Source organism: Xanthomonas sp. DAR 80977 (genome assembly GCF_041240605.1).
GTDB classification, from domain to species: Bacteria; Pseudomonadota; Gammaproteobacteria; order Xanthomonadales; family Xanthomonadaceae; genus Xanthomonas_A; species Xanthomonas_A bundabergensis.
The window spans coordinates 1,273,985-1,289,858 of sequence record NZ_CP162487.1 but is presented as its reverse complement, the minus strand read 5'-3'; the positions used below and the strand labels follow the sequence as shown (position 1 = coordinate 1,289,858).

16 protein-coding genes are annotated in these 15,874 nt (G+C 72.2%); 3 read left to right on the top strand and 13 right to left on the bottom strand.

Features of this window, described 5'->3' with window-relative positions; translation table 11 throughout:
- Position 1: 1 nt before the first annotated feature.
- The 12 genes from uraH to AB3X10_RS05425 form a co-directional block, all read right to left on the bottom strand.
- On the bottom strand, positions 2-367 hold the full coding sequence (gene uraH, locus AB3X10_RS05480) for a hydroxyisourate hydrolase (RefSeq protein WP_369979744.1): 366 nt from the start codon (positions 365-367) through the stop codon (positions 2-4).
- Positions 331-1,773 (bottom strand): FAD/NAD(P)-binding protein, encoded by a 1,443-nt coding sequence (locus AB3X10_RS05475; protein WP_369979743.1) that lies wholly within the window; start codon positions 1,771-1,773, stop codon positions 331-333. Before AB3X10_RS05475 ends, uraH begins: the two co-directional genes overlap by 37 nt.
- Positions 1,770-2,261, bottom strand: coding sequence for a 2-oxo-4-hydroxy-4-carboxy-5-ureidoimidazoline decarboxylase (gene uraD / locus AB3X10_RS05470; protein WP_369979741.1), 492 nt, complete (start codon positions 2,259-2,261; stop codon positions 1,770-1,772). The genes AB3X10_RS05475 and uraD overlap by 4 nt, the downstream gene beginning before the upstream one ends.
- Entirely contained in the window at positions 2,258-2,638 is a 381-nt protein-coding gene (gene hpxZ, locus AB3X10_RS05465; RefSeq protein ID WP_369979740.1) for an oxalurate catabolism protein HpxZ, read from the bottom strand. The genes uraD and hpxZ overlap by 4 nt, the downstream gene beginning before the upstream one ends.
- Positions 2,635-3,525 carry an allantoinase PuuE gene (puuE, locus tag AB3X10_RS05460; RefSeq protein ID WP_369979738.1) on the bottom strand — a complete coding sequence of 297 codons (891 nt, stop codon included), beginning with the start codon at positions 3,523-3,525 and terminating at the stop codon, positions 2,635-2,637. The genes hpxZ and puuE overlap by 4 nt, the downstream gene beginning before the upstream one ends.
- Positions 3,522-4,718, bottom strand: a complete 1,197-nt coding sequence (locus AB3X10_RS05455; protein ID WP_369981663.1) for a pyridoxal-phosphate-dependent aminotransferase family protein — start codon at positions 4,716-4,718, stop codon at positions 3,522-3,524. The genes puuE and AB3X10_RS05455 overlap by 4 nt, the downstream gene beginning before the upstream one ends.
- A 52-nt stretch (positions 4,719-4,770) precedes the next feature.
- On the bottom strand, positions 4,771-6,027 hold the full coding sequence (locus AB3X10_RS05450) for an allantoate amidohydrolase (RefSeq protein ID WP_369979736.1): 1,257 nt from the start codon (positions 6,025-6,027) through the stop codon (positions 4,771-4,773).
- A 465-nt stretch (positions 6,028-6,492) separates the two neighbouring features.
- Positions 6,493-7,407 (bottom strand): LysR family transcriptional regulator, encoded by a 915-nt coding sequence (locus AB3X10_RS05445; protein ID WP_369979734.1) that lies wholly within the window; start codon positions 7,405-7,407, stop codon positions 6,493-6,495.
- Positions 7,408-7,558: 151 nt separating this feature from the next.
- Positions 7,559-7,939, bottom strand: coding sequence for a tetratricopeptide repeat protein (locus tag AB3X10_RS05440; protein ID WP_369979732.1), 381 nt, complete (start codon positions 7,937-7,939; stop codon positions 7,559-7,561).
- A 30-nt stretch (positions 7,940-7,969) separates the two neighbouring features.
- Positions 7,970-9,550 carry a gamma-glutamyltransferase family protein gene (locus AB3X10_RS05435; RefSeq protein ID WP_369979730.1) on the bottom strand — a complete coding sequence of 527 codons (1,581 nt, stop codon included), beginning with the start codon at positions 9,548-9,550 and terminating at the stop codon, positions 7,970-7,972.
- A complete protein-coding gene (locus tag AB3X10_RS05430; protein WP_369979728.1) occupies positions 9,550-11,007 on the bottom strand; it encodes an AtzE family amidohydrolase in 1,458 nt (485 codons plus the stop codon). Before AB3X10_RS05430 ends, AB3X10_RS05435 begins: the two co-directional genes overlap by 1 nt.
- Before the next feature lie 88 nt (positions 11,008-11,095).
- The gene (locus AB3X10_RS05425) at positions 11,096-12,202 is read right to left on the bottom strand and encodes a nucleoside hydrolase (protein WP_369979727.1); all 1,107 of its coding nucleotides are present in this window, start codon (positions 12,200-12,202) and stop codon (positions 11,096-11,098) included.
- A 60-nt stretch (positions 12,203-12,262) separates the two neighbouring features.
- Between AB3X10_RS05425 and AB3X10_RS05420 the strand changes: the two genes are divergently transcribed.
- Positions 12,263-12,751: a hypothetical protein gene (locus AB3X10_RS05420; RefSeq protein WP_369979726.1), complete on the top strand. Its 489-nt coding sequence runs from the start codon at positions 12,263-12,265 to the stop codon at positions 12,749-12,751.
- On the opposite strand, the gene AB3X10_RS05415 is transcribed toward AB3X10_RS05420, so the two are convergent.
- The gene (locus AB3X10_RS05415; RefSeq protein WP_369979725.1) at positions 12,748-13,233 is read right to left on the bottom strand and encodes a hypothetical protein; all 486 of its coding nucleotides are present in this window, start codon (positions 13,231-13,233) and stop codon (positions 12,748-12,750) included. The genes AB3X10_RS05420 and AB3X10_RS05415 overlap by 4 nt on opposite strands.
- Before the next feature lie 126 nt (positions 13,234-13,359).
- On the opposite strand from AB3X10_RS05415, the gene AB3X10_RS05410 reads away from it, so the two are divergent.
- A complete protein-coding gene (locus AB3X10_RS05410; protein WP_369979723.1) occupies positions 13,360-13,905 on the top strand; it encodes an O-acetyl-ADP-ribose deacetylase in 546 nt (181 codons plus the stop codon).
- A gap of 264 nt (positions 13,906-14,169) precedes the next feature.
- A complete protein-coding gene (locus AB3X10_RS05405; RefSeq protein ID WP_369979721.1) occupies positions 14,170-15,867 on the top strand; it encodes a ShlB/FhaC/HecB family hemolysin secretion/activation protein in 1,698 nt (565 codons plus the stop codon).
- Positions 15,868-15,874 lie beyond the last annotated feature (7 nt).

Below are 15,874 nucleotides of genomic sequence, written 5' to 3'. Positions count from 1 at the left end.
CTCAGCTGCCCCGGTAGGTGGAATAGCCGAACGGCGAGACCAGCAGCGGCACGTGGCAGTGCGCGGCATCGGCCAGGCCGAACGCGATCGGCACCACGTCCAGGAACGGCGGCTCGGACAAGGCCACGCCATGGCCGCGGAAGTAGTCGGCCACATCGAATTCCAGCCGATAGCGCCCTGCCGCCAGCGTCAGCTCGCGCAGCGCCGGGCAGCGCCCGTCGGCATCGGTGACGCCGTCGTGCAGCAACGTCTCGCCGGCGAACAGGCGCAGCGCCACGCCGGCCGCGGGCATCCCGCGGCTCAGGTCCAGCACATGGGTCGACAGGCTGCTCATCCGACGGATTCCTCCACTTGCGGCAACGGCCATTGGCCGACGAATTCGGGTTCGGCGTAGTCCATGTAGGCGCCGACGATCGCCTCGCGCTCGTCCAGGAACAACTGGTCGGCGACCGCCTTCACCAGGCGCGGCAACGCATGCTTGAGCCCGGACAGCGCCGCCGCCGACAGGCCCAGGCTCAACAACGCCGAATAGTTGAATGCGAACAGGCCGTGCAGCGCCGGCGCATGCGCGGGCGTGCGCGGCAGCAGCTCGAAGCCCGGACCCAGGTAGGGATGCGCGTCGAGCAGCGGCACCTCGTGTCCTTGCGGCGGGCGGTAGCGGTCGCGCCAGCGCGCGATGCCGTCGGCCACCGCGGCCAGTTCCGGGCGCAGCGCCGGATCGGTGACCAGGCCGGTGGACAGCACCACGAAATCGAACGGCAGGCGCCCGTGCGGCGTGGTCACCAGCACGCCGCCGGGGTCCTCGGCCACGTCCTGCCACGGGCTGCCCAGATGCAGGCGGAAATTGGGCCAGGCCGCGGCGCGTTCGAAGGTGTCGTTGGTCGGCGGCTGGTTGTGGCGGAAGAACGTGGACATCATCGCGTACTTGTCGGCATCGGGCAGCGCGGCGAAGCGCGGGATGATGCCGCTGCGTTCCATGTGCCGGATCGGGTTGACCCGCGGCAGTTCGGCGCGGCGCAGGAACACGTGCACCTCGCCGGCGCCGGCGGCCAGCGCGTGCTGCGCGTTGTCGAAGGCCGACGCGCCGCCGCCGAGGATGCCGATGCGGCGCCCGGCCAGCGCCGCGTAGTCGATCGCCTCGGAGGTGTGCGCGTAGCGCGAACGCGGCAGCCTGCCCGCCACCAGCGGCGGCACGTGCCATTGCCCGCCGCCCTGGATGCCGGTCGCCAGGATCACCTTGCGCGCGAGCAGGCTGTCGCCGCCGGCCAGGTGCAGCCGCTGCAGGCGCTGCGCCGGCAGCGGTTCGATGCGCAGCAAGCGCGCCTGGTTGCGCACCGGCAGGCCGAGTACCTCGCGGTACCAGCGCAGGTAGTCCATCCAGTCCGCGCGCGGGATCTTGCCCAGCGCGTCCCAGCCCTGCGTGCCGTGCAGCGCTTCCCAGTAGGCGCGGAAGGTCAGCGACGGCATGCCGAAGTCCAGCGCGCTCAGTTCCTTCGGCGTGCGCAGGGTGACCATGCGCGCGTAGGTGACCCACGGGCCTTCCTGGCCGGCCGGGTTCTCGTCGATCACCAGCAGGTTGGAGATGCGCTCGCGCAGCAGGCCGAACGCCGCGCCCAGCCCGCTCTGCCCGCCGCCGACCACGACCACGTCGTAGACATGCTCCGCGCCGTGCCGCTGCGCGCAGGTCCAGTCCGGGCCGCCATGGCCGAGCCATTGCAGCTCGCGCGCGACCTGCGCCGACAGCGCCTGCAGGCCGACCGTCGGCGCGCTCATTGCACTGCCTCCAGCCGCAAGCGCACGATCTTGCCGATCTCGTCGATGGCGGTGGCGATCTCCGCGTCGCGCGCGTTCGCCAGCCGTGCCTGCATCGCGGCGAGGATCCCGGCCTTGTCGGTCAGCCGCACGCAGACGATGAACGGAAAATCGAAACGCGCGCGATAGGCCGCATTGAGCGCGTGGAACCGCGCGAACTCCTCTGCGCTGAGCCGGTCCAGCCCCGCATGCGCCTGCTCGGCGGCCGAGGCGGCGGTCAGGCTGCCGTCGATCGCGGCCTTGCCGGCCAGTTCCGGATGCGCGCGGATCAGCGCCAGCCGCTCGTCGGCGCTGGCCGCATGCAGCACCTGCAGCAGGCCGGCATGCAGATCGGCGAACGGGCGCCGCGCCGCCGCGCGTTCCACCACCCACGGCGAATGCTCGAACAGCGCGTGCAGGCGCGCGACGAACTCGGCCTCGGGCAGCGCATTCCAGTCGACGGCGTTCATGCGTGGTCGCCCTGCAGCGAGACGTGCGCCGACACCACCTTCCAGCCGTCGGCGAAGCGCACCCAGCTCTGGCTCTGGCGGCCGCGGCGGGTGGCGCCTTCGCGCAGGAATTCGGCATCGGCGGTGGCGAAGTCGCGCCCGTAGGCGACGATCTGCACGCGCAACAGCCGCCGCTGCGGCGAACCGCCGCGGCCCTGGCGGAACGCGCGGATCGCGTCGGCGCCGTACAGCGCTTCGCCGACGCCGTAGCGCACCGTGGTCGGCGCATCGTGGAACAGCCGGTCCAGCGCGGCGACGTCGTCGGCCATCAGCGCGCGCTCGTAGGCGGCGAACGCCGCCTGCACCTCGGCCAGCACCTCGGGCGCGTCGACGATCATGCCGGATGCACCTGCTGCCAGTGGCGGGCGATGTCGATGCGCCGCGCGATCCAGGCCTGGCCGCTGGCCAGCGCATGATCGACGAAGCGGGCCAGCGCCAGGGCGCGCGCCGGGCGCCCGGCGATGCGCCCGTGCAGGCCCACCGACATCATCCGCCCGCCTTCGTCGCGCAGCTGCTCGAAGCCGTCGCGCAGGTAGCGGAAGAACGGCTCGCCGTCGGCGAAGCCGTTGTAGGCGACGAACTTCATGTCGTTGGCGTCCAGCGTGTACGGCACCACCAGCTGCGCGCGGCCGTGGCGGCGGTCGTAGTACGGCAGGTCGTCGGCGTAGCTGTCGGCGTCGTAGACGAAGCCGCCCTCCTCGGCCACCAGCCGCGCGGTGTTGGGGCTGGTGCGGCCCTGGTACCAGCCCAGCGGGCGCGCGCCGGTGACTTGCGTGTGCAGCGCGATCGCCGCGGCGATGTGCGCGCGCTCGGTCGCCTCCGGCACCTGCTGGTAGTCGATCCAGCGCAGGCCGTGGCTGGCGATCTCCCAGTCGGCCTCGCGCATCGCCTGCACCGCCTCGGGATTGGCGGCCAGCGCCTGCGCCACGCCGAACACCGTGACCGGCACGCCGCGCGCGGCGAACAGCCGCTGCAGCCGCCAGAAACCGGCGCGGCTGCCGTATTCGTACAGGCTCTCCATCGCCATCGCGCGCGCGCCCGGCTGGCTGTGCGCGCCGACCATCTCCGACAGGAAGGCCTCCGAGCCGGCATCGCCGTTGAGCACGCTGTTCTCGGCGCCCTCCTCGTAGTTGATCACGAACTGCAGCGCCACCCGCGCGCCGCCCGGCCACTGCGGATCCGGCGGTTGCGCGCCATAGCCGACCAGGTCGCGCGCCGCGCTCACCGCTGCGCTCCCTCGGCATGCCAGGCGGCCAGCGCCGCATCCACGCCGGCGCCCGGCGCGCAGGCGTAGCCTTCCGCGCGCAGCACCGCCTCCAGCGCGCCCAGGGTGATCAGCACCTTGTGCTTCATCGCGTTGTAGCCCATCGCGCCGATCCGCCACAGCTTGCCCTGCAGCGGTCCGAACGCGGTGCCGATCTCGATCTCGAAATCCTCGCGCAGGCGCCGCCGCACCGCCTCGCCGTCGATGCCCGCGGGAATCGCCACGCCGGTGACGTTGGCCATGCGGTAGCGGTCGTCGCCGAACACCTGCAGCCCCAGCGCGCGCGCGCCGGCGGCGACCGCGCGGCCGGCCGCGGCATGGCGCGCGAAACGCGCCGGCAGGCCTTCCTGCAGCGCCACGCGCGCGCACTCGCGCGCCGCGTACAGCATGCTGGTGGCCTCGGTGTGGTGGTTCAGGCGCTTGTCGGACCAGTAGTCCATCACCATCGCCAGGTCGAAATAGTTCGAGCCGATGCGCACGCCGCGGCCGTTGGCGATGTCGTCGCGGACGATGCCGCGCTCGACGTGGCGGCGCGCGAAAATCGCCTCGGCGGCCTGCGCGGACACGGTGATCGGCGCCGAACCGGACGGCCCGCCCAGGCACTTCTGCAAGCCGCCGGTGACCACGTCCACGTCCCAGGCGTCGCTGGCGATGCGCATGCCGCCGATGGTCGCGGTGGCATCGACGTAGGACAGCGCGCCGGCGGCGCGGCACAGCGCGCCGAGGCCGTCCAGCGGCTGCGCCATCGTGGTCGAGGTGTCGCCGTGCACGCACGCGACCAGCTTCGGCGCGAAGCGCTCGATCGCGTCGCCCACCGCGTCCATCGGCACCACCTCGCCCCACGGCGCCTCCACGTTCTCGACCACCGCGCCGATGCGGCCGAGGATCTCGCCCAGCAGCAGGCCGAAGCGGCCGAAGTTCAGCACCAGCACGCGATCGCCCGGCGCCACCAGCGAGACCAGCGCCGCCTCGATGCCGGCGCGCGCGGTGCCGTCGACCAGGAAGGTCCAGCGGTTCTCGGTCCCGAACAGCGGCCGGTACAGCGCCATCACCTGGTTCATGTAGCCGGTCATCTCCGGATCGAACTGGCCGAGCAGGTCGGCGGACATCGCGCGCAGCACGCGCGGATGCGCATTGACCGGGCCCGGGCCCATCAGCAGGCGTTGCGGCGGATCGATCTCGCCGAACAGGTCGGCAGGCAGCGGCTCAACGGACAAGGGTGTCTCCCAGGGATTCGATGAAGTGCAGCATCGCCGCCACCGCCAGATCGGCATCGGCGGGATCCACGTGTTCGGCCGGGTGGTGGCTGACGCCGCCGGCGCAGCGCAGGAACAGCATCGCGGTCGGGCACAGCGCCGCCATCACCATCGCGTCGTGGCCGGCGCCGGACACCAGCCGCCGCGGCGCGATGCCCTGCGCGGCGATCGCCGTTTCCAGCGCGGCGACCAGGCGCGGATCGCAGGGACTGGCCGGCAGGTCCTGCACGCACTGCAGCTGCAGCTGCACGCCGCGCGCGGCGGCGATGGCGTGCAGGCGCTGCGCGATCGCCTCGGCCGCCGCATCGCGCACGGCGTCGGCGCCGGCGCGCACGTCGATCGAGAACTCGACCCGCCCCGGCACCACGTTGACCGCCCCCGGCGCCACCTGCAGGCGCCCGACCGTGGCCACCAGGTCGGCCGGGCCGCTGCGCGCCACCTGCTCCACCGCCAGCACGCATTCGGCGGCGGCGGCCAGCGCATCGGCGCGCAGGTCCATGCGCGTGGTGCCGGCATGGCCGGCGCGGCCGACGAGTAGCGCGCGATAGCGCCGCTGCGCGGCGATGCCGGTCACCGCGCCCAGCGCCAGGCCCTCGGCCTCCAGCACCGGTCCCTGTTCGATATGCGCTTCCAGGTAGGCCAGCACGCCGTGCGGCGCACGCGCCGCGGTCGGCAGCGCGGCGATGTCCAGGCCCCAGGCGGCCAGCGCCTCGGCCAGCGCGATGCCGTCGCCGTCGTGTACCTGCAGCGCCGCCGGATCCAGCGTGCCGGCGACGGCGCGGCTGCTCAGCATCGAGGCCGGGAAGCGTGAACCCTCCTCGTCGCCGAACCCGATCACCTCGATCGCGAACGGCAGCCGGCGGCCCTGCGCGTGCAACGCGGCGACGCATTCGATGCCGAGCATGACCCCGAGCGGGCCGTCGTAGCGGCCGGCGTCGCGCACGCTGTCCAGGTGGCTGCCGATCAGCAGCGCCGGCGCCTGCGCCGCAGTGCCCTCGTAGCGGCCGAGCAGGTTGCCGGCCGGATCGAGACGGGTGTGCAGGCCGGCCTCGCCCATCCACTCCGCCACGGCCGCCACGCTGGCGCGATGCGCCGGGCTCAGCCAGCCGCGGAACAGGCCGTCCGCGCTGTCGCTGTAGGGCGCCACGCCGAGCGCATCGCAGCGCGCGACCGCGCGCAGGCCCGGAGTCGAAGCCGGCATCAGCATGGCCGCTGCCGGCTCAGCCGCGGCGGCCCTGGTGGCCGCGATGTCGTTGGGGGTCGCGCATTGGCGGTCTCGCTTCAAGACGGACGGAACGGGACGGGACCGGTCGGAAGCCCGTGCCTGGCGACGCCGCGCCGGCACATTGAATTCCTTTCGAATCAACAATTTGCTCGAAAAATCAAGGCTTCGACAGCGGTCCACTGCACTATACGAACCGCCCCGAACCGCGGCAAACACCGTTTTCGCGCGCGGCCATTGCAAAAAATGCAACGCGATGGGAGCGGGCGTGCCATTTCGTATGGGAGCGCTGCCGCGTTCCTCGCTCTTCAGGTAGGGGGAGACTGGGTGGCGGGGGTGGCGATCGGTCGCGGCTGAAGCCGCTCCTACAGGGGTGGCGCGCCGGCCGCGCCATGGGGAGTGGTCACGGAGGCGGCCCCGGGCCGGCACGCGACCGCATCCGGCCTGCCGCTAGCGCGGCTCCAGGATCGCTTCCACGCGCGGCGCCAGCGCCTTGAGCATGGTCTGCGCGGCCTTGGACAGTTGCCGCTGCGGGGCCACGCACAGCGACAGCGTCATCGGCCTGGCCAGGCCTTCGCGCAAGGGCACGAAGGCCAGCCGCCCGTCGGCCAGATCGGCGAGCACGTCCAGCTGCGACAGCAGGCCCACGCCCACGCCCTGGCGCACCAGCGCGCGCAGCGCGCGCACGTCGTTGCAGCGGATGCAGCGGCGCGTGTCGATGTGCTGGCGCTGGTACACCACCTTGGCGTGCTCGTTGACGATCAGCGGCGCGGCCGGCAGCAGCAGGCGATGCTCGCCGAGCACCTCGTTCAACTGCAGGCTGGCCCTGCCGCTGAGCGGATGCCCGACCGGCATGCAGATGCCCAGCGGAATCTCGGCGAAGGCGACCACCTCCAGATCGATGCCGCTGACCGGATCGAGCAGCAGGCCGAAGTCCACCTCGGCCGCGACGACCTTGTCGGCGACCTTCTGGTTGTCCTCGGTCTGCAGGCCGAAGGTCAGGCCCGGGTGCTCGTCGATCAGCTGCGCCAGCGCATCGACCACGATGCCCTCGCTCAAGGCATCGATCATCGCGATCTCGACATGGCCGCGGCGCAGCCCCTTCAGCTCGTCGAACAGCTCCAGCGTGCGCTGGTAGCCCTTCTCCCAGCGCCGCACGTCGACCAGCAGCAGCTCGCCGGCGCTGGTCAGGCGCAAGCCGCTGGGCAGGCGCTCGAACAACTGCACGCCCAACTCCTGCTCGGCCTTGAGGATCTGCCGGTCGATCGCCGACGCCGACACGTGCAGCGCCTCGGAGGCGCGGCGGATGCTGCGCCAATGCGCCACTTCCATGAAATAGCGGGTGAAGCGGGAGAAGGTCGGCATGGCGGCTTCGGTTCCTGTGGTGCCTGACGCTCGGCGCGGAAGCGGCTGCGTCGTCGCGCGACTGCCATAGTACGGAAGCGCCGCCGCCGGCGCGGCATGCGCCCGCCTTGTTCTTCGCCGGCATGGCGGACGGCATGGCGCACGTCGCGCTTCATTGCGCATGCGGATCGAAATAGGCTTCCCAGGTCGCCGCCGATCGCTGCAGCGTTGCCGCCTGCCGGAAGCGGTCCATGGCCTGGCGGCGCTTGCCGCTGTTGAGCAGTGCGACGCCGAGATTGAAGTGGGTATTGCGGTCGTCCGAGCGCAGCCGCACGGCGCGCTGCAACACCTCGACCGCATCGCCGTAGTTCCCCAGATCGCAACGCACCGCGCCGAGGCAGGTGAGCAGCGCGACATCGTCCGGCGCCGACGCCGCCGCGGCGATGAGCAGCGACTCGGCCTGCGCCAGGTGCGCGGACCAGCGCTGCGGATCGGTCATCGCCGCTTCCACCAGCGCCCTGGCGCGCGCGAGGGATTCGCTGTCGTGGTTCATGGCCATCGCATCCAAGCCACAGGCAGCGCGCTACCAGCCCGCCACCGCGCCATCGCTGCGCGGGTCGCTGGCGCCGCTCAAGGTGCCGTCGGCCTCGCGGACCAGCGCGCCGGCGTGGCCCATCACCGAACTGTAGGCGGGCAGCAACTCGACCGCATGGCCTGCATCGCGCAACGCCTGGACGACCTCCGGAGCGAACCGGTCCTCCAGCTTCAACGTGGTGCTGTCCTCGCCCCAGGTGCGGCCGAGCAGCCAGCGCGGCGCGCTGGCCGCCTGCTGCAAGGGCATGCCGAAGCGCGCGTAGCGGCTGAACAGCGCCGCCTGGGTCTGCGGCTGGCCTTCGCCGCCCATGGTCCCGTAGGCCATGAGCCGGCCGTCGTCGAAGCGCGCCAGCGCCGGATTGAGCGTGTGGAACGGCTTGCGCCCGGGGGCCAGCGCGTTCCAGCCGTCGGCGGCGAGACGGAAGCTGCAGCCGCGGTTCTGCCAGACGATGCCGCTGCGTGGCAGCACCAGCCCGGAACCGAATTCGAAATAGGTGGACTGGATGCAGCTGACCGCGCGGCCGGCGCCGTCGATCGCGCCGAACCAGACGGTGTCGCCGGCCTGCGAGGGCTGCGGCCACGGCAGCGCGCGCGCCGGATCGATGCGTGCGGCCATCGCGTCGAGCGCGGCGGCATCGTCGAGCAAGGCCTGCGCATCCAGCGTCATCCAGGCCGGGTCGCCGACGTGCGCGTCGCGCACCAGGAACGCCTGCTTGGTCGCTTCGACCAGGCCGTGCAGGTGCGCGTAGCCATCGGCCTGGTCGGCGGCCAGGCGGTCGAACAGCGCCAGGATCAGCAGCGAGGCCAGGCCCTGGGTCGGCGGCGCGTGGTTGTACAGGCGCGCGCCGGCGATCGCCACCGACAACGGCACGCTGGCCTCGGCGCGGTGCGCGGCCAGGTCGCTGGCGCGCAGCGGACTGCCCAGGGCCTGCAGGTCGGCCGCGATGTCCGACGCCAGCGCGCCGCGATAGAAATCGTCCAGGCCGGCCGCGGCCAGGCGCTGCAGGGTGGCGGCGAGTTGCGGCTGGCGCAGCAGCTCGCCCTCGCGCAACGGCCGCCCGGCGGCTTCGAAGATCGCCGCGTAGGCACCGGGCTGCTCGCGCAGTTCGGCGCTCTTGGCCGCGGCGATGGCGGCGCCGCCGAGGGTGACCGGCACGCCGGCCGCGGCATGCTGGATGGCGTCGTCGAGCAGGCGCGACAGCGGCAGCTGCGCGTCGCTCTGCTGCAATGCCAGCGCCCAGCCGGACACGGTACCGGCGACGGTGTTGGCCGCGCCCGGACCGCGCCAGGGAATCGCCGCCTGCCCGGCGTAGTGCTGCAGCGTGGCCGCCTGCGCGGCGCGGCCGCAGGCATCGATCGCATGCACGCGGCCGTCGGCTTCGGCGATCAGCCAGAAGCCGTCGCCGCCGATGCCGGTCATGTGCGGATAGACCACCGCCAGGCAGGCCGCGGTCGCCACCGCGGCCTCCACCGCGTTGCCGCCGTCGCGCAGCACATCGCGCCCGGCCTGCGCGGCGAGGTGATGCGGGGCAACCACCATGCCGCGCCGCGAACGCAAGGTATGCAGCATCAGCGCGGCTCCAGCGACGGCGGGGTCGAACCGATCAGGCCATCGCGTTCCAGTTGCGCGGCGAGCGCGAACAGGCGGTCCTCGCGTCCCGGTGCGGCGATCAGCTGCACGCCCATCGGCAGTTGTCCCGGGCGGTACAGCGGCGCGGCCAGCACCGGGCAGCGTGCCAGGCCCAGCGGCTGGGTGAACACGCCGAGGTTGGCGCGCGCCGACACCGCCACGCCGTCGAGCTGGATCGTCTCCTGGTCGATGCGCGGCGCCGCGCACGGCGTGGCCGGCGCCAGCAGCACGTCGACCTCGTCCCACAGGCGCTGCATCGCCTCGGCGAACCACGCGCCGAAACGCTGCGCGTCGGCGATGGCCGCCGCGGGCAGCTGCAGCCCGGCGAGCAGGCGCTCGCGGGTAGCCGGATCGAAATGCTCGCCGTGCGTGGCCAAGGACTGGCGATGGCGGTAGCCGCCCTCGGCCGCGGTCATCACGAACGCCGCCGCGCGCGCGCGTTCGGCCTGCGGCAGGTCGCGCCATGCGTCGCCGCCGAGCGCGGCATGCAGCGCGGCCAGGCCGGCCTCCAGCTGCGGATCGAGGTTGCGCTGGAACCAGCCGCCCAGGCGCGCCACGCGCAACGCGGCGCTGTCCACCGGCGCCAGCCGCTGCCCGCGCATGGCCTCGTACACCGTGCGCAGGTCGGCGACCGAGGTCGCGAAGGGGCCGACCACGTCGAAGGCCTCGACGAACGGGAACACGCCGTCCATCTCCAGGCTGCCATGGCTCGGGCGCAGGCCGTAGACGCCGCACAGCGCCGCCGGCACGCGGATCGAGCCGTTGGTGTCCGAGCCCAGCGCGAACGGTACCCAGCGCGCCGCCACCGCCGCCGCCGAACCGCCGGAGGAACCGCCGGCCAGGCGCTGCGGATCGTGCGGATTGGCGGTGGTGCCGTAGTGCGCGTTGACCGTGGCGAAGCCGTAGGCGAATTCGTCCATGTTGGCGGTGCCGACCAGCACCGCGCCGGCCTCGGCCAGGCGCCGCACCACCGCCGCATCGCGCGTGGCCGGCGCCGCGTCGGCGCGCAGCGCGGCGCCGGCGGTGGTCGCCAGGCCGGCGACATCGAACAGGTCCTTGACCACGAACGGCACCCCGGCCAGCGCACCGCCCTCGCCGCCGCCGGACAGCGCCGCCTGCACGCGGGCGGCATCGGCCTCCGCACGTGCAGGCAGTGGTCGCGTCACCGCACACAAAAGCGGATTCTCGCGATCGATCTGCGCCAGCGCCTGCCGCGCATGCCGTTGTGCGGCCGTGCCATCCGCGCGCGTGGCAGCGACCAGCGTAGCGATGGCGCCGCCCTCCTGCGCGTCTGGCGGTGGCGGCGGCGCAACGAATTCCTGCAGCAGTTGCGCATAGCCGCGCAGCAGCTCGGTATTGCGCTGGATGCCGGCTTGCCAGGTCTCTGGGATCTGCATGACGGGTTGTCTCGATGAGGGGGGACCGATGCACGCTGTCGATCGCCAGAGTCGCCTGCGGCGAGCGGTTCGCGCAACCGAACCGGCGCTAGCCAGGCAGCGGCACGCCCAGCGCCGGCGGCTGCGGCGCGGTCAGCCGTTCCACCAGCAGGCGTTCGATCGCGTCCACATCGACTTCGCGTACCACCTGCTGCGCCTGTTCGCCGAGGCCGGGCTGGTAGCCCGGCGCCCACGACAGGATGTCGCCGTAGCCGGGGCCGAACTCGGTATTGGTGTCGATGTACAGCGTCTCGCTGACCGTGGCCAGCTGCGGCTGCAGCCACAGCGCCGTGGCCAGTTCGTCCCACAGCGGGAACCCCGGTTCGCGCCGGCGCAGCGCATGGCCGATCGGCGTGTCGGCGGCGCTCATGCGCGCCAGCAACTGCGGGGTCAGTTCGGTGGTGGTGGACGGGTCCACCGGCACCATCACCATCCTGCGCCACGGCGAGCGCATCACGATGCTCGCCGCTTCCGGATCCCAGCGGATGTTGAACTCGCGCCGCGGCGAATTGACGAACTCGCGCGCGAACTGCCGCGCCGACACGCTGTCGCGCCGCTGCCGCGGGTTGAGGCTGCCGCCCATGTAGACCAGTTCCTTGGCCAGCGAGGCGAACTGCGGATCCAGCCGCTGCGCCAGCGCCAGGTTGGTCAGCGGGCCGGTGGCGACGATGCTGACTTCGCCGGGAAACTCGCGCACCTTGCGGATCATGAACAACGCCGCCGGCTCGCTGGCGGCCTGCACCACCGACGGATTGCCCAGCGCCAGGTCGGGCACCACGTCGTGCGCGTGGTAGCGCGGCGAACTCTGCACGGTGTCGTGCTCGATCCACTGCCTGGTCCACGCGCCCTTCCACAACAGCTTGCCGTACAGCGCTTCCCAGCGCTCGGTGGCCAGCTCGCTGTTGAGCAGCGGATGCACCGGCCCGGGCAGCACCGGCACCTCGCCGCGGCCGGCGATTTCCAGCAGGCGGCGCGTATGCGCCAGCGCCTCGTCGCGCCAGATGTTGCCGCTGACCACCGAGATGCCGAGCACCTCGACCTCGGGCGATTGCAACAGCAGCAACTGCGCGGGCGTGAAGCCGTCGATGTCGTCTTCGAGGATGACGCGGCGGCGCGGAACGGCAGAAGGATCGGAAGCGGAGGGGGTCGAGGGCATGGGATGAGCGTGGGAAGAAGAGGAAGGCATCGGGCCGATGCCGCGTGTGCACTGCAGCAAGTGAACACCATTGCGCCGGCGCTGCACAGCCCGGGCGCCGCTCGATCCTGCTTCCTACCGTTCGCGCAGCCCATCACCACCCTCCTGCCCGAGCGCGATCCGTCCAGACTGGTGCGGCGTGGCCCGTGCCGCTGCAGCCGCCACCCGAGGTACCTGAGCCTGGCGCTGAGCTACGCCAGCCTATGCGTGCAGATCGGCTGGCAATGGGCGCTCCCGCTGCTGCCGCTATCGGCGCTGCAACGCGTGGCGATCCCGTACGAGGAGGCGCGCTTGCGCGCGCGTCGGCAGCGCCTGCGACCGCTGTTGCACGCAGGTGAGGCGCTGGCCGCGGGCGGCGCTGCGCGAAACGGGAAGCATCGCGATGGCTCGGTACTGCACCCGCATTTCGCCGAGTCGTCGTCGCTGACGCGGCGAGCTTGCGGGAACGACTTCAGGCACGACTGGCTTCGCCGGCGACGCCCGTCGCGACTGACGTCGCTCCCACATTAGCCACGCAGCCACCAGAACGCCGCGGCGGCGGCCAGCAGCAGGAGCAACATGCCCCACAGCCATGCGCCGGGGCGATCGCCGCCGGCCACCGTCGGCCGCGTCCCGGCCCGCGGCGCGTTGCGGTCGCGGTAGCGCTCGACCAGTTCCTTGGCCTCGCGCAGGCGCATGCCCGGATGCTGCTGGCGGGTCAGTTTGATCGCCTGCAACAGCTGCCCCTGGCTCAGCGCCAGCAGCGCCGCCGGCGGCAGCGCATCGGCCTGCGCCCCTGCCGGTGCCGCGGCCGCAGGCGAGGCGGTGCCGGCATGCCGGTTCAGCATCTCCGCGACCGTCTGCGCCGCGCCGGCCTGCAGCCACGCGTCTACCTGCCGCTTGGCGCTGCCCAGGTCCATGCCGCTTTGCGCGCGCAACAGCTTGATGGCCTTGATGATCTCGCCACGCGCCAGGGCCTCGGCGATGTCGGGTGACGGCTGGATCCGGTTCATGTCGCAGGCGCTGAGATGGGGACACGGCAGTCTTGCCGTTCGCCAGTTAAGCCGCCGTTGCACCGGACCGGCGTGAACTCCGTCTTCATCACGTTTCCATCATTGGAATCCCATAAAGATCGCGTCATGAAGATCGAAATCTGGCAAGGCGACATCACCGAACTGGACGTGGACGCCATCGTCAACGCCGCCAACGAATCCCTGCTCGGCGGCGGCGGCGTGGACGGCGCGATCCACCGCGCCGCCGGCCCGCAGTTGCTGGAGGAATGCCTCGCCCTGCCGGAGTTGAAACCCGGCGTGCGCTGCCCGGTCGGCGAGGTCCGCGCCACCGCCGGTTACCGGCTCAAGGCGCGCCACGTGCTGCATACGGTGGGTCCGGTGTGGCGCGACGGCGCCCACGACGAGCCGGCGCTGCTCGCCAACTGCTACTGGCGCTCGCTGCGCCTGGCCGAACAGATGGGCCTGCACTCGGTGGCGTTCCCGGCGATCAGCTGCGGCGTCTACGGCTACCCGCTGCACCAGGCCGCGCGCATCGCCGTGGCCGAGACCGACGCCTGGCAGAAGGCGCACGCCGTGCCCAAGCGGATCATCCTGGTCGCCTACAACGACGCCACCGCCAAGGCCTACCAACAGGCGCTGCGCGACGTCCAGTACACCAGCGCCGCGGCCTGAGCGGTCCCGCGGACGCCGCGACCGGGCCACGCGCTCGGCGGCGAGCGCCTTCGATCCAGCGCTAGTTCGATCCTGCGTTCGCGCGGGACTTGCAGCTGCTTGCCGACAACCGCTCACGGGGCCACGAGCGCGCTGTCGGTGTTTTCCCGACACCGCGTCGGGGACCGCCGCGCGTATTCGCCGCAGCGCTCAGATTTGCTCAGATTGATCGATGGCGGGAAGGCTAAATTGCGCAGGCCTTCACAATAACGCCGCCTTAACATCATGACGATTTCCTGCCGTCCGCGTCCCAGCACGCTGGCGAATGCCCTGTTCGCGCTGCCCTGGGCCGCCAGCCTGGCCTTGACCCTGACCTGCGCGCCGGCGCTTGCGCAAGACGCCGCACCCGCGGCCGGCACCTCCACCGCCGCGGCGGCGCCGATCGCGGTGCAGGCGATCCGCGTGACCGGCGTCGGCGAGCATCCCCGGCAGCAGATCGGCGCGCAGCGCCTGCAGGCGCTGGCCGACGCACGCCTGCGCGAACTCGGCGGCGGCTCGGTCCCGGCCCAGCTCAGCTTCGCCCAGTTGCAGCAGATCGCCGATGCGCTGACCCAGGCCTATCGCCAGGCCGGCTTCCTGGTCGCCCGCGCCTACCTGCCGGTCCAGACCCTCGGTCCCGACCAGGTGGTCGAGATCCGCGTCGCCGAAGGCCGGGTCGGCAAGATCACCGTCGAGGGCGCGCGCCGCTACGACGACCGCCTCATCGCCAGCCCGGCGCTGGCCCTGCAGGGCCAGATCCTGCGCCAACAGGACCTGCAGTCGGCGCTGCTGTACGCACGCGACCTGCCGGGCGTCTCCGTCACCTCCGTGCTCAAGCCCGGCGCGCAGCCCGGCGAGACCGACGTGGTGATCCAGGCCAGCGAAGAGCGCCCGCTGCAGGTCAGCGTCGGCGCCAGCAACTACGGCACCGAGAGCATCGGCCGCTATCGCGCCCAGCTCGGCGTGGACTGGAACAACCCGCTCGGCCTGGGCGACCATTTCTCCGCCAGCTACGCCTATGCGCTCGATCCGGCCAACAACTGGCAGGGCAGCGTCGCCTACCAGGCGCCGATCGCCGACGTTCCGGGCCTGGGCGTCAGCGCCGCCTATACCCGCAGCCTGGTCGATCTGAACACCGGCGCGTTCGCCGCGCTGGACATCCAGGGGCCGACCGAGCAGACATCGCTGGGCCTGGACTGGAAATTCCGCAATACCGATGCCTGGCGCATGCAGGGCTGGCTGCACCTGGTGCAGGAAAGTTCGCGCATCCAGGGCCTGGGCGTGCTGCTGTCCAAGCAGAAGTTCGACGTGGTCGAACTCGGCGCCTCGTTCCGCCACGACGATCGCCAGCGGCATGCGATCGACATGCTGCAGCTCAGCGTGCGCAGCGCGCTGGACGACGACTCGCCGCGTACCGACTACCTGTATGCCCAGCACGACCGCCACTTCCTGGTCGCGCGCCTGGCCTACACCCGCCTGCAGGGCCTGACCGCCACCCAGCGCCTGCAGCTGCGCCTCAACGGCCAATACAGCGACGACACCCTGACCCCGCTGGAACAGTTCTCGCTCGGCGGCCCCACCAGCGTGCGCGCGTTCGCGCTCGGCAGCGCGCTGGGCGATCGCGGCTTCGACTCCAGCCTGGAATACCAGGTCGACGCCCCGGGCTTCGCCGGCGCCGCCTCGCCGTTCGGCGGCCGCCCCTGGAGCGAACTGCTGACCGCCAGCGTGTTCTACGACTATGGCCGGGTCTATCCCAATGGCGCCAACCGCGCCGTGTACGACGCCGTCACCACGTTCCAGGGCCCCGGCGTCGGCCTGAACTTCCGCCTTCCCCACTGGCATGGGCTGGCACTGGACCTGGCCGCGGCCAAGCCCACCGGCGGCACCGAGCCGGCCGACGGCAAGGACCTGCGCTACTGGGCCCGTTTCGGCCTGACCTTCTGACCTGGGG

Coding starts and splice junctions, on each gene's coding strand:
- uraH (WP_369979744.1), bottom strand. CDS start 367: ATGGCCGTTGCCGCAAGTGGAGGAATCCGTCGGATGAGCAGCCTGTCG.
- AB3X10_RS05475 (WP_369979743.1), bottom strand. CDS start 1,773: ATGAGCGCGCCGACGGTCGGCCTGCAGGCGCTGTCGGCGCAGGTCGCG.
- uraD (WP_369979741.1), bottom strand. CDS start 2,261: ATGAACGCCGTCGACTGGAATGCGCTGCCCGAGGCCGAGTTCGTCGCG.
- hpxZ (WP_369979740.1), bottom strand. CDS start 2,638: ATGATCGTCGACGCGCCCGAGGTGCTGGCCGAGGTGCAGGCGGCGTTC.
- AB3X10_RS05455 (WP_369981663.1), bottom strand. CDS start 4,718: ATGGGCCCGGGCCCGGTCAATGCGCATCCGCGCGTGCTGCGCGCGATG.
- AB3X10_RS05450 (WP_369979736.1), bottom strand. CDS start 6,027: ATGCTGATGCCGGCTTCGACTCCGGGCCTGCGCGCGGTCGCGCGCTGC.
- AB3X10_RS05445 (WP_369979734.1), bottom strand. CDS start 7,407: ATGCCGACCTTCTCCCGCTTCACCCGCTATTTCATGGAAGTGGCGCAT.
- AB3X10_RS05440 (WP_369979732.1), bottom strand. CDS start 7,939: ATGAACCACGACAGCGAATCCCTCGCGCGCGCCAGGGCGCTGGTGGAA.
- AB3X10_RS05435 (WP_369979730.1), bottom strand. CDS start 9,550: ATGCTGCATACCTTGCGTTCGCGGCGCGGCATGGTGGTTGCCCCGCAT.
- AB3X10_RS05430 (WP_369979728.1), bottom strand. CDS start 11,007: ATGCAGATCCCAGAGACCTGGCAAGCCGGCATCCAGCGCAATACCGAG.
- AB3X10_RS05425 (WP_369979727.1), bottom strand. CDS start 12,202: ATGCCCTCGACCCCCTCCGCTTCCGATCCTTCTGCCGTTCCGCGCCGC.
- AB3X10_RS05415 (WP_369979725.1), bottom strand. CDS start 13,233: ATGAACCGGATCCAGCCGTCACCCGACATCGCCGAGGCCCTGGCGCGT.
- AB3X10_RS05410 (WP_369979723.1), top strand. CDS start 13,360: ATGAAGATCGAAATCTGGCAAGGCGACATCACCGAACTGGACGTGGAC.
- AB3X10_RS05405 (WP_369979721.1), top strand. CDS start 14,170: ATGACGATTTCCTGCCGTCCGCGTCCCAGCACGCTGGCGAATGCCCTG.